The 13326-nt window shown below is 41.5% G+C and carries 8 protein-coding genes and 1 tRNA gene; 5 read left to right on the top strand and 4 right to left on the bottom strand.

The genetic code is table 11. The features are described from left to right. Window positions 1–224: 224 nt before the first annotated feature. Window positions 225–299: transfer RNA gene (locus IMY23_RS10880), tRNA-Arg, on the bottom strand. Window positions 300–454: 155 nt separating this feature from the next. Between IMY23_RS10880 and IMY23_RS10875 the strand changes: the two genes are divergently transcribed. Together IMY23_RS10875 and IMY23_RS10870 are read left to right on the top strand one after the other, a co-directional pair. Next, on the top strand, window positions 455–1951 hold the full coding sequence (locus tag IMY23_RS10875) for a phage integrase SAM-like domain-containing protein (RefSeq protein ID WP_192822110.1): 1497 nt from the start codon (window positions 455–457) through the stop codon (window positions 1949–1951). A gap of 532 nt (window positions 1952–2483) precedes the next feature. After that, a complete protein-coding gene (locus tag IMY23_RS10870; protein ID WP_192822109.1) occupies window positions 2484–3410 on the top strand; it encodes a hypothetical protein in 927 nt (308 codons plus the stop codon). 140 nt (window positions 3411–3550) lie between these two features. Here IMY23_RS10870 and IMY23_RS10865 read toward each other — a convergent pair whose 3' ends face one another. The 3 genes from IMY23_RS10865 to IMY23_RS20145 form a co-directional block, all read right to left on the bottom strand. Then, the gene (locus IMY23_RS10865; RefSeq protein WP_192822108.1) at window positions 3551–5041 is read right to left on the bottom strand and encodes a VapE domain-containing protein; all 1491 of its coding nucleotides are present in this window, start codon (window positions 5039–5041) and stop codon (window positions 3551–3553) included. Window positions 5042–5140: 99 nt separating this feature from the next. Then, window positions 5141–6151 (bottom strand): hypothetical protein, encoded by a 1011-nt coding sequence (locus IMY23_RS10860; protein ID WP_192822107.1) that lies wholly within the window; start codon window positions 6149–6151, stop codon window positions 5141–5143. Then, window positions 6148–6282, bottom strand: a complete 135-nt coding sequence (locus IMY23_RS20145; RefSeq protein ID WP_255430317.1) for a hypothetical protein — start codon at window positions 6280–6282, stop codon at window positions 6148–6150. Before IMY23_RS20145 ends, IMY23_RS10860 begins: the two co-directional genes overlap by 4 nt. Window positions 6283–7103: 821 nt before the next feature. On the opposite strand from IMY23_RS20145, the gene IMY23_RS10855 reads away from it, so the two are divergent. The 3 genes from IMY23_RS10855 to IMY23_RS10845 are packed head-to-tail and all read left to right on the top strand — an operon-like array spanning window position 7104 to window position 13181. Further along, window positions 7104–8822 carry a class I SAM-dependent DNA methyltransferase gene (locus tag IMY23_RS10855; RefSeq protein ID WP_192822106.1) on the top strand — a complete coding sequence of 573 codons (1719 nt, stop codon included), beginning with the start codon at window positions 7104–7106 and terminating at the stop codon, window positions 8820–8822. Window positions 8823–8833: 11 nt separating this feature from the next. Further along, window positions 8834–10201: a restriction endonuclease subunit S gene (locus IMY23_RS10850; protein ID WP_192822105.1), complete on the top strand. Its 1368-nt coding sequence runs from the start codon at window positions 8834–8836 to the stop codon at window positions 10199–10201. 4 nt (window positions 10202–10205) lie between these two features. Next, window positions 10206–13181 carry a type I restriction endonuclease subunit R gene (locus IMY23_RS10845; RefSeq protein ID WP_192822104.1) on the top strand — a complete coding sequence of 992 codons (2976 nt, stop codon included), beginning with the start codon at window positions 10206–10208 and terminating at the stop codon, window positions 13179–13181. Window positions 13182–13326 lie beyond the last annotated feature (145 nt).

The raw sequence follows: 13326 nt of genomic DNA, 5'->3' as shown, positions 1-13326 counted from the left end.
GCCTAATGTTGCTGATTTTCCATCGGCTAAACTTAGGTTGGCACCTTAAAAGCTTATGCAATTTAATGGTGTATTTTGGGGTGCGCTGGCAAATGTGAGCTGGAAGAAGTAAATGATGGGAAATAAAAGAGAAATTTACCTGAGGAACACAAAGGAAAGGAACGCTGCTTTTGTGTAGCAACCGGCAATAATAAAAGAAATGGAGTGCTGGGTTTTGGGTGAATTGGTGGCCCCGTCAGGAATCGAACCTGAATCTAACGTTTAGGAAACGTCTATTCTATCCGTTGAACTACGGGGCCTTGTTAAATGATTGGTAATCAGGTTTTTATGTAATATTGATGTTGCTATGTTTGCTTTAAAATGTGAAAAATATTTTACACTTTATTTTACACCAGATACAAATGTCACTGTTTCCTGACTAACTTACATCATCATCAGTGTAAAGGTAATGATTATGGCTACTTCTTACAAGGCAGTGCTTCGGGTAAAATATTCTACGGATAGCGTTGGTACAATCGCTATTAGAAAAACAGTGAAGACAAAGTCTACTTATTGCTCACTGAGAATCAAATTGCCTGTTAAGCTGTGGAATAAGAAGTCTGGTACAGTCAGAAAAACCGATGCGGTTGATTACGTAGAAATAAATAAGGAAGTAACCGCACGGATTAAAGATTTTGAGAACCTATCAGACAAGGAAGGTTTTAAGGCAACTCTTAAAAGTAAGGAGTCATTCTTGTCATATTTCGAAAATGAGTATTTGCCAAGAGTAATCAATCATGGAAGCCGCATTAAGTATCAAACTGTTTTAAACAAGTTAAAAGCCTTTATTAAGGATAGGAAACAGGTGAATATTTTATTTAGTGATATGGATACTAAATACATTTATGACCTTAATAGATTCTTCTTGTTAAAAATGTCAACCAATTCAGCTAATCATTACCTGAAATTGACAAGGCAAGTGCTTGACAAAGCGATTGGTGAAAACTTCTATGATTACCTCCGTCACCCGTTTACTTCCTTTGAATTTAAAAATACCAAAGTAAACAAGGTAGCATTGGGTGAAGATGAAATCTCTAAGATATTTAAACTTTATCTTCTTAAGGGAGAGCAAACATGGGATACCAGAAATAAATTTTTTGCACAACTATTCTTGCAGGGCATGCGGGTTTCTGACTTGCAGTTGCTTCGCTGGAATATGGTAAAGGGTAATCACATTGAATATAAAATGTTTAAGACAGGCACTTTCATGAGTGTTTATATAAATGATATTGTATGGAATATTTTAATTTGTGAATTTAAAAAACTTGCTGAAAGGATAAGTATTAAGTCTCTGCGAACTATAAAAGTTATTGAAAAAGAATTAGAGAGACTAAATAATTATAAAATAGATGTGTTAAATAGTAGAGGTGTCAAAGGTGGTTATGATTCCATAGTTAATGAGACGATTTCACTTGATTTCGCTAAAGAAGTAGAGAGTGTTCAAAATCATTTATTTGAGAACTATAAGGAGCAAATCATGCAGTTTTCAATTCTGCCAAAGAATGGTGAAATATTTATTTTTGACTTTTTGCGAGATGTAGATTTCAGGAATATTAAAAATAATGACTTTTCTAAAGTTACAGAAGCACAATACAAGAAGATGAAGAATAAGTCAATAGTTTATGATAGGCATCTGAAGTTGCTTCAAAAGAAGGCAGGGTTGAAAATTACATTGAAATCGCATCTTAGTCGGCATTCATACGCAAGCTTGATGCTTATGAATGGAGTGGATGTATATGACATTGGTAAATCCTTAGGTCACATAGGTGGATTGCAGGTTACTGAAAAATATCTATCGGGATTGAAAGAAAATAATACATCAAAAATTAACAAAGAGATGGCTGAAATATTTTCTGTGAAGAAATCCTATTTGGAGGTTTTTGAACAAATAGAGTCTGTAGTTGAAGGTTGATTTCATTAATCAAATACACTTCGCAAATCATTTATTCTGGTGGTAAGCCATGGTGGCTTGATATTTTGTTATAACTATAAGATACTTCAATACCCTGGGCCGTCACCTTTACTCATAATTATAGTGAATACCCGAGCGTCTATCTTAGGCAATTCCAATGCTCTTTAATTCCAAAATACTTTTATGGAAGTATTTCTACTACTTCAACAGTGATTTAATTGTCCAGTAACCTAAAGAAAAAGTTGGTCTTCTATCGGCATTCAGGCCATTAAGAATAATTCCTACTCATGTCTTTACCTAACTGCATACAGCAATGGTTGCAGAAGGGAGGCTCATGCTTGATTTTATTAGTAATTGAACCTATATCCTTTAATAATTTATTTTAGTTAAAGGATATAGGTATATGATACTTGGATGATATTAGGGATAAATTACACGAATTAATATTTGGAATATTTATAGAAAATTCGTAAATTTATAATAGAAAAGTGACTTTTGTAAGTTGCTAAATCTTTAACTAAACCCATCCTTTATGCGCAGAAATTCTGGACGATTAACTAAAACTGAAAAAGATGAATTAAAGACTCTATTATTGAAAAGGTTAGTTGGTCAGGATAAAAAGAACTTAATCTATTTTTGCTCGGGTACGAAAATTCGTGAGCGTTATACAGAATTGAGTGACCTGGACAACATAGTATTAGTTGATAAAGCCTTAAAAACCAGATTCTCTACTGAGAAGAACATACTTAAGTTAGGTATGACGCTCATAGAGGCTGTAGCCCTGCTTCATGAGTGTAATATTAGGTTTACGTACGGGGTTTTGATTAACCCAGGCGTAAATGAAGGTGGAGCGGACTACCAGCCTATGGCGAACTGGTCATTCTCCTTGCTAAAAACCATCATGGATGATTCGTTTTTTTTCTTAAACTGCCCTGACGAGCATGGAAAGCGTAAATTCAAGAAGTATTTCAATCTCCCGCAGGATGCAGTTCTTTTAGGAAAAACAGACGAAGGTTACATAGACCCGACCATTTTTTCAGACCTGTATAAGTACGGAAAGGAATTTTGTGTATGGAAGATAACCAAGAAGGAGGGTACGCCAGTTAACTTCAAATTGGGCAATAGGACAGTCACTGTCCAAAGACGCAACATATTCAGTGCCACAGACCATGAAGCATTATTCGTCCGCACCAGCCCTGGCGAATTCAATAATATGAAAGCTGTCATGCCTAATGTTCACTACGTTAAAGATTTAAGTATAGAGCAGATTATCCAATTCTGTAACAATAACAGGATAGAGAGAATAGCCATTGCGCCATGGTTAAGGCATTCCTACAACTCTTTGATTCAATACCTGGAACGAGACGACACAAATTTTCCGAAGCATTTATCATTTCTGCACGTTAATGTTGGGGATTATGCCCAGATATACAAAAGAGCAGAGCAAAAGACTGTTTAGTTACATCCTTTTCCATTATTAATGGAGTAGGGTATCCATAAACACAAAAAGGGCTGGTCATACACCAGCCCTTTTTGTGTGGCAACAATAAATCATTGAACAGATGATTCCCTTATTATATGCCAAATAATGATTTAGTTTTAAGCTGTGGCATCTTTTCTGCCGAAAAACATATCTTCTACACTAAGCTCTTCTTCATTGCTTTCTCGCAAGATTACCCCCAATGGTTGCATGAATAAATCACTGTCTTCTTTTTTGTGAAGGTGATAACGCTTTGTTGGTGGTGATTTTGGGCCATGATAGCGGTCACTTTTAATAATCGCACCCAAAGCAGTTAATGCTTTTCCTAACGTACCAACATTTGTATGAAGGTTAGGCTCCCTTTCCTTTAAGTAATCTAATACCATTGTGGTACTCATATATACATTTCCAGGCTTGGTGAAATCAAAGTGGCGCTGCAAATACTCTTCGTCAGCAGTAACATACCTGAAATTCTGGTTGTTTTCGTTGATGGTATCGAAATCAACATATACTGTGTTGCCCTGTCTGTGGAAGTAATTGTATGCCTCGCTCCATAAAAGGTCATAGTTGATTTCCTTAATGGCTTCCAAGTCGATACCCGTAACTCCTAATATCAAAAACCTTCTTGACCCAGATTCATCGTTGACGATATTCATGTTATTGGTGGCTCCGATAAACGAAGCCTTTCTGATATAGTTTTCTGATGTGCGTCCGTAAGCTGGTCTAATATTGTTGATATGCTTAAGATTGGTTATCTTCTTTAATTCATTGACTTCTGATTTTCTGGTGGCAGATAGTTCATCATCGAAGATGATTAAGGACGTGGCCAGCTTTATCATCTCATCTTTGTTTGACGTGTTCCAGTCAAAGCTTTTCACAACGTAGCTTCTAAACGGATTCAACAAGTATTGCTCTATGGCGGTTGTCTTACCAACTCCCTGTGCTGATTGAAGTATCAAAATTCCTTCACGTACCTTAGTATCTGAGTAGTAGTTAATGAAAACCCCTTCGAGCCAATACTTAAAATACTTTTCCACTACGTCTGGGGCGTTGTCGCAGGTGAAGCAGCGGATGAACTTGTCTATCTCTTTTGTCTCAGTTATGCCCTCTGCCAGAGGTTCGACTTTTTGGAAGTACTCGTCTATAGGGTCGTAAATGGGAGCGAATGCATCGTTCTCAATAAGAACGAAAAGTTTGTTCTTATCAATAGTTACCTTCTTTATAGATTCCTTGCCATTCCTTCCATCTACTGACATGTAAGTTGAATAGCTCCATAGGTGGTTAAGCCAGCCGTGAACCGTCCTGTCGTTTAACTCTTTCATCTGGTCACCCAGCACTAACTCAATCTTATTCGTTAGTTTATTGGTGCGTATAGTGTCATAACTGCTGCGGATGTAGGTCTTTACAGCATCAATCTCTGATTGTGGTAACTGATTCTGGCTGCTATCCCATACTTCTTCTTCAGTATCCTGGAAATCCATTTTGAATTTCTCCTTAGGTCTTTTTTCTATAGTTGAGGTTATCTGTACTATGCCATTCACCTTGTCATTTGAGGCAAAGTGCCTGAAGTTGCTTCTTAGCTCATTTCTGTTTTTGTCATTGTTGTTCATTTTAGATTTATTGTTTTTTATATTTTTATATTTTCTCAGAAAGGGAAACTTACCTTTCGTCTATTCTATTCTGAAAATGGATTTTGTTTTATGGCAGCTTCATTTTTTTAGAATGTTTTTTTCAGCGCAACCTATAATCCGCATAATTTCAGGCAGATAGCCTGTTCTTTTTTCTTTGTTGTAAAGGTTATGGAACTCCTTCTGGGCATATGCCTCAAGCGCTGGCCTGCTGATGCCTTTTGCTATGCAGGAGTTGGCGAAGCTCAGGAACGCTTTGTGGAAACCTGTCATATACACCGTTTTGCTATAGCCAGACAGATACTTGTTCTGCGACTGCCTGATAATTTCAAGCTCCCTGAATTTGTTCGAGATGTGTGGTACGCTTTGGTTAGAATATACCTTCTTATTGACCATGATACCTGAAGTGACTAACGCTGTAACTTCTGGGTTGATGACAAGGTCAGCGTCTGGTGCGTAGTACCTCAGGCGGTTGGTGATGTCAGTGACCGAGGCGTCCAAGGTTTTCTCTGGGTTCTTGAAAATGAATACCCTTTGCAATAGCTCGTACACCTTTGCAATCACTACCTCAAGCACATCATGTTCATCCGTGTCACAGAGCAGGTATAGGTAAAGCCCTTTCCCGCTGATGGATTTGCCACTCAGTAGGATATGCTTTCCCAAATCCGTTAATTCATAGATGTCTCTCAAGACTTCTTCCACGTAGGTGGTGGTGCAGTTAGGTTCGTTCTTCAAATCCAAGTCCAACTGCACCAGTTTTGTAAATGTGCGGTAGCTATGTTTCAGCCTCCTGATTTTGCCTTCACCGTCTGGGTGGAAGGTGGCTACGCAGAAAGCGAAAAGCTCGCTCTTCTGCGCTTGGCCTGCGATTACCTTATCCACCGTGTCCTTTAGCTTTGAGTTCAGAAGCTCTGGGTTTGCTATGTGCTTGACCAGGTAATGGAACGGTACATCCTTAGCGAAGTAGAACCCATTTCCATTTGATGTAGGTTTCCATAGTGATATTTGCTGTTTGAAAATATTCAGGTTCAGAACCTGCTCAGCTTCCCTTTCAGTGGCTTGTCTTATTTCGTCTTCTAAAAACAGTCTCATACATCCATGCCTTTGATTTTTGCTGATGCAATCAGTAAGTCCAGCATGTCCACTTTCGTCACTATCCTATTCTGATGCTCGCCAAGCTCCGTGCGGAGGCGCTCGAAATCATGGTAGGTTGACCTATTCATCTTTAATGTGAAGTACCTTCTATCAGAATGATTTTGTATTTTATTACACTTTTCCATTTTTATATATGTTTTTATTTATATATTAAAGAGAAACTACTCTCTTGTGCATATTCTACTTCAAAAGATAAAATAGTTTGAAAACTGATGATGAAAATGAGTGCTGGGTGATAAAAAGGTTAAAGAATTTTATGTAAGTATTTGATTATGAGGTGTGAAATAGATTTTATGGCAAGAATGAGTGGATTGAATTTCTTTATTATCAATGCAGGACGCAGAATATGTAGTAGGTGGTGTGGATGTTGATATTTAAACCTGCTACAACCTGCTACATCAAAAAGATGGTTTGGAGGCCGTTAAGCAGGTTTTTGCTGTGATGTAGTAGGTTGCAGGTGTAGTAGGTATGATTTCAGATAATATAGAAGTATATGGCCTACCCTTGTAAGCATATATGTTTTTCTAATTCTTTAAAATATAGTTACTACACCTACTACATGCTACAAAGTGGCTTAGCAGCTTAAAAAAAGCTGTTTTTTGTGTAGTAGGATGGTGTACATGCACCTACTACAACCTGCAACAGTTGAAAAACAACTGACTACAAGTAGCATTTACATCCTGAATATCATCGTTAGAATCCTTTTCTAAGCTAAGGCCATGGTCAATTTTCAAACTATGAATAGGTAGTTGCTGAAAATTAACGCCTTACATTAAATAGTAATTACCATCCTTTCACAATTCATAGGATATCTCAAATTCTGCTTATTTATCTAAACCTTATATTTTATCTTGTGGAATAAAGCACCCATTAGAAGAATACCCATAAAATGATAAATTTCAGAGAATACGCCAACTTTATCTGGTCGGTGGCAGACTTGCTCCGTGGCGACTATAAGCAGGCAGACTACGGCAAGGTGATACTTCCGCTTACCATTATAAGACGATTAGACTGCGTGTTGGAGAAGACCAAGCCTAACGTGCTGTCAAAATATGAGGTACTCAAGACATCTTCCATCCAGAACATTGACCCAATCCTAAATGCAGAGGTAGGTTTGAGCTTCCATAACCGTAGTAAGTATGATTTTGATAAGCTTGTGGCTGACCCCAATAATCTTGCTGCCAACCTACGCAATTACATTAATGGTTTTTCTGACAGCGCACGGGAAATTATAGAGTACTTCAAATTTGAAGACCAGATAAACCGTTTGGAAGAGGCTGACCTGCTGTTCTTGGTGATAAAGCGGTTTCAGGAGATTGACCTGCACCCGCAGAAAATCAGCAGCATGGAGATGGGTTACATCTTCGAAGAGCTTATCCGTAAGTTCGCTGAGATATCCAACGAGACAGCAGGGGAGCATTTCACGCCCCGTGAAGTTATCCGACTGATGGTAAACCTACTGTTCCTGAACGACAGACAGATACTCACTCAGGAGGGCATCGTGAAAACGCTTTATGATGTGTGCGCTGGTACGGGCGGTATGCTCTCGGTAGCTGAAGAGTACCTGAAAGAACTAAATCCTAAAGCACGTCTGGAAGTGTTCGGGCAGGAGCTTAACCCAGAGTCTTATGCCATCTGTAGAGCGGATATGCTCATTAAAGGGCAGAACCCGACCAACATAAAGCTTGGTAACTCACTGTCCAATGACGGACTTGAAAACCACAAATTCGACTACTGCCTGACCAACCCGCCATTCGGTGTAGAGTGGAAAAAGGCCGAGAAGCAGATAAAGGACGAACACCAGAAGAAAGGTTTCGGTGGCCGTTTCGGGGCTGGCCTGCCACGAATCTCTGACGGTTCTTTGCTATTTCTGCAACACTTGGTTAGTAAGATGAAGCAGAACGGTGAAGGTTCACGCATTGCCATCGTGTTCAACGGCTCTCCGCTTTTCTCTGGTGGCGCTGGTTCAGGCGAGTCTGAAATCAGGAAATGGATAATAGAGAACGATATGCTGGAAGCCATCATCGCCCTGCCAGACCAGTTGTTCTACAATACAGGTATCTCCACCTATATCTGGATGCTCACCAACCGCAAACCTAAGGAGCGCAAAGGCAAGGTGCAGCTTGTGAACGCTGTGTCATTCTACCAGAAGATGTCCAAGAGCCTTGGTAATAAGCGTAATGAGATAAGCCCTAAGCAGATTGAAAATATCACCAAGATGTACGGTGACTTCATGCCAGGAGAATATTCAAAGGTGTTCAACAACGAAGACTTCGGGTACAGTCGCATCACCATAGAAAGACCAATACGTGATGAAAAAGGCAATGTGATTACCGATAAAAAGGGTACTCCAAAAGCAGACGCATCACTACGTGATAATGAGAACGTGCCGTTGACCGAAGATATTGAAGAATACTTCAAGCGAGAGGTGTTACCGCATGTGCCTGACGCTTGGATTGACCACAGCAAAACCAAGATTGGGTATGAAATCAACTTCACCAAGTACTTCTACCAGTATAAGCCTTTACGTTCGCTGGCAGACATACGGGCTGATATCATGAAGCTTGAAGAAGAAGTGTTCAATGAGGTAGCTTCTTTTATTTCTTAAAGCATAAGGTGATGAAGAAATACGAAAGCTATAAGGATTCTGGTATAGATTGGGTAGGAGAAGTTCCCAAACATTGGAACCCAAAGAAACTGAGGTTTGCTGGTGTAATAGTAAATGGGTCTACTCCAAGTAGTGGCAGTCCGAATTTTTGGGATGGGAATATTGTTTGGGTTACCCCTTCAGATTTAAGTCGGTTGAAAGATAATTATGTCAATTCATCTGAAAGAAAAATAACATCAGAAGGGTTGGATAGTTGTGGCACTACCTTGGTTCCTGAGGGTTCTGTTGTCTTAACAACAAGAGCGCCAATTGGTAATTTAGCCCTTGCTGGAACAGAGCTTTGTACGAATCAAGGATGTAAATCAATTATTACGAATAATAATTTCAATTCCCTGTTTCTGTACTATCAGTTATTCTCAGGAAAAGAAGAGTTAATTTCACTTGGGTCAGGAACTACATTCAAAGAACTATCAACGGAATCATTAAAATCTTTCAAAGTAGTTGAACCTCCTTTAAAAGAACAGAATGCTATTGTCAATTTTTTAAACACAAAGACTGCCAATATTGATGCTCTAATAAAGAAGAAGAAGCAAATGATTGCTTTGCTGGAAGAGGAAAAAACAGCGTTCATAAACGAGGCGGTCACAAAAGGCTTATGCCTTGATACCCACATGGAAGATAGTGGCATTGAATGGTTGGGTATATTGCCAGCGCATTGGAAGGTGAAGAAGTTAAAGCATATTTCTAAATTGATTAGCGGTGCAGCTTTTGATAGTGGTGAGTTCTTGAAAAATGGAAATTTTAAAGTAATAAAGATTACCAATATCCAGCATGATAGAATTGATTGGGATGATATAGAATTCATATCTGATGATTATGCCCAAAGCTTCCTTAGGTTTAGAGTTGAAAATGGCGATATATTATTCGCTTTAACTCGACCTATAATTTCAACAGGAATCAAATCAGCAAGGGTAGTGATTGAAGAGGATGCTAAAGTTTTGCTTAATCAGCGCAATGCAATTTTAAGGGCTGATGAAACTACTTCACAGGAATTCCTTTACTACTATACCTTATCTGATTATTTCTTTAAAATGTTTGAGGCAAGTATAGATAGCACTGGACAGCAGCCTAATATCTCGCCAGTATCTATTCATAATTTTTCTATTTGTTTACCTCCTTTGAACGAACAAATTGAAATTTCAAAGGCTGTTCAAAGAGAGTGCACGAGAATAGAGAACTTGAAGAATAGCTTTGTTAAAGAGATTTCACTACTCAAAGAATATCGTACAGCATTGGTTTCTGAGGCGGTAACGGGTAAGATAGACGTGCGTGACTACCAACCAGAACCAATCAACTTACAGCAGCTTGAATTAGCATAGACCCATGGCAACAGGCATCCATACCGAGCAGACCTTTGAAGAGGCCATAGAAGACTACCTGATTGACCAGGGCGGCTACTCCAAAGGCGAAAGGCATGACTTCAACAAAGACCTGGCTCTTGACGAGACGGTGGTATTCTCTTTCCTGCAATCCACGCAACCCAAAGCTTGGGATAACCTGAGCCAAATACATGGTGCGGAGATAGAGAAGAAGCTGCTCAACAGGCTCAATAAGGAGTTAGAGCTAAGAGGTACGCTGGACGTGCTACGCAACGGCATCACCGACTACGGGGTTAAGTTCAGGCTGGCCTACTTCAAACCAGAGAGCGGATTGAACCCAGAAGCCGAGACGCTGTATGACTTGAACCAACTCACCGTCACACGGCAGGTGAAGTACAGTAAGGTGAACGAGAACTCACTTGACCTGGTGCTTAGTGTGAACGGCCTTCCCGTGGCTACCGCAGAGCTGAAGAACCAGTTCACCAACCAGACGGTTGAGGATGCCAAGAAGCAGTACATGTATGACCGTGACCCCAAGGAGCTACTGTTTCAGGGCAAGAAACGGGCGTTGGTGCATTTTGCCGTGGACAAGGACGAGGTGTTCATGACCACGAAGCTTGACCACAAGGAGACAAAATTCCTGCCGTTCAACCTTGGTTATAAGCACGGTGCTGGCAACCCCACCAACGAATATGGCTACAAGACATCTTACCTATGGGAGCAGGTGTGGCAGAAAGACAGTTGGATGGACATCCTGGGCAAGTTCGTCCATTTGCAGGTGAGCGAGTATGAGAGCAACGGCAAGAAATTCAAGAAAGAGACCATCATCTTCCCCCGCTACCACCAGTTGGACGTGGTGCGTGGGGTAGCCAGAGACGCCCGCACGAACGGTGCTGGAAAGAACTACCTGATACAGCATTCGGCTGGCTCAGGTAAGAGTAACAGCATCGCATGGCTCGCCTACAGGCTTTCCAGCCTTCATGATACTCATGACAAAAGGGTATTCGATTCTGTAATTGTGATTACAGACCGCAAGGTGCTTGACCAGCAGTTGCAGAACACCATCTTCCAGTTTGACCACAAGCAGGGCGTGGTGCAGAAAATAGACAAAGACTCAGAGCAGCTTGCCAAGGCGCTCAACGCTGGCTCCAACATCATCATCACTACCCTTCAGAAGTTCCCTTTCATACTGGACAAGGTGAAGGAACTGCCCGCCAGAAGCTATGCCGTGATTCAGGACGAGGCGCACAGTTCCGCTCATGGTGAGTCTTCCAAGAAAATAAAAGAGATACTGGCGGCCAAGTCACTGGAAGAGGCCGAGAAAAACGAAGCCCAGACGGATGAAGATAATGATGCCGAGGACGAAATTAGGAAGTCCATGCTCGCCCGTGGCAAGCAGCCAAACTTAAGCTTCTTCGCCTTCACCGCCACGCCAAAGGAGAAAACCCTGAACGTCTTCGGGCAGATGGGTGCCGATGGTAAGCCACGCCCGTTCCACCTTTACTCCATGCGACAGGCTATTCAAGAAGGTTTCATCCATGACGTTCTGAAAAGCTACACGACCTACAAAACCTTCTTCCAGCTTACCAAGGCCATTGAGGACGACCCCGCCCTGAACAAGAAGAAGGCGAACAAGGCCATCGGCAAGTACGTGTCGCTGCACCCGCACAACCTGGCGCAGAAGACTGAGATAATGATAGAGCATTTCCGCCAGGTGGTCTCCAAGAAGATAGGCGGTAAGGCCAAGGCCATGGTGGTGACTGGCTCCCGCCTGCATGCGGTGCGCTATTACATGGAATTCAAACGCTACATCAAGGAGAAAGGCTACACCGACATAAAAGCACTGGTGGCGTTCTCTGGAAAGGTGTTGGATGGTGGCAGCGAGCTGACCGAAGAGCAGTTGAACGGTTTTAAGGAAAAGGAACTGCCCGAGAAGTTCGATTCTGACAGCTACCAGTTGCTGTTGGTGGCAGACAAGTACCAGACAGGCTTTGACCAACCGCTGCTGCACACCATGTACGTGGACAAGAAGCTGTCAGGCGTGAAGGCAGTGCAGACCCTTTCCAGGTTGAACAGAACCGCCAAGGGAAAGGAAGACACTTTCGTTCTGGACTTCGCAAACGAGCAGGAAGACATCCTGAATTCGTTCCAGCCCTACTACGAACTGACCACGGTGGACACGCCCACCGACCCGAATCTACTATCTGACCTTAAATACAAGATAGAGTCAGCGCAGATTATCTGGAAGTCAGAGGTGGACGCTTTCTGCGAGGTCTATTTCAAGTCAACCGACAGGGTGAACGCCAAGGTGCAGAAGAAGCTGGATGCAGCCATAGACCCTGGGGTGCAGCGGTTTAAGTGCCTGCCCACGGACGAAGAGAAAGACGATTTCAAGCACACGCTTATCACTTACATCAGGCTGTATTCCTTCCTTTCGCAGATTATGCCCTTTAGTGACCTTGAGATGGAGAAGCTGTTTGCGTACGGTAGGTTGTTGTATAACAAGCTTCCCAAGAACACGGGCGGGGGCAGTATCCATCTGGATGACGAGGTAGCTCTTGAATACTACCGCATCCAGAAAATCAGCGAAGGCAACATCGTTCTTGAAGACCAGGGCGAGTACGGTTTGGAGGGTACCACGCAGGCGGGTATGCGAGGCGGCAAGGAAGAGCAGGCGCAACTGTCCGAAATCATCAAGGTGCTGAATGACCGCTTCGGCACGGAGTTCACCGAGGCAGATAAGCTGTTCTTTGACCAGATAGAGGCTGAGTTGATGCTGGATGAAGACCTATCTCTTCAAGCGAAGAGTAATTCCATGGAGAACTTCAAGTTCGGCTTCGAGGACAGGTTCCTGACCAAAGTAATCCAGCGCATGGAGCTTAACCAGGACATCTTCACCAAGATTATGGACAATGACGAGTTTTCTCAACTTGTGAAGAACTGGATGCTGAAGAAGGTTTATAAGAAGATGAATGAGTAGATTTATGCTGCAAGGTTAAATCTTCTTACAAAATCCTAATTAGCTTTTGATTTGATTTGTCAATTGCTGTGTAGTAAATAACTAAGCAATTTGCCTATCCTTAAATGATTGCTATACATTAACTGAGGTAGATTGTGAACTACAT

It is taken from the genome of Rufibacter sp. LB8, from assembly GCF_014876185.1.
Classification (GTDB): Bacteria; Bacteroidota; Bacteroidia; order Cytophagales; family Hymenobacteraceae; genus Nibribacter.
This window is presented reverse-complemented; position numbering and strand designations above follow the sequence as displayed.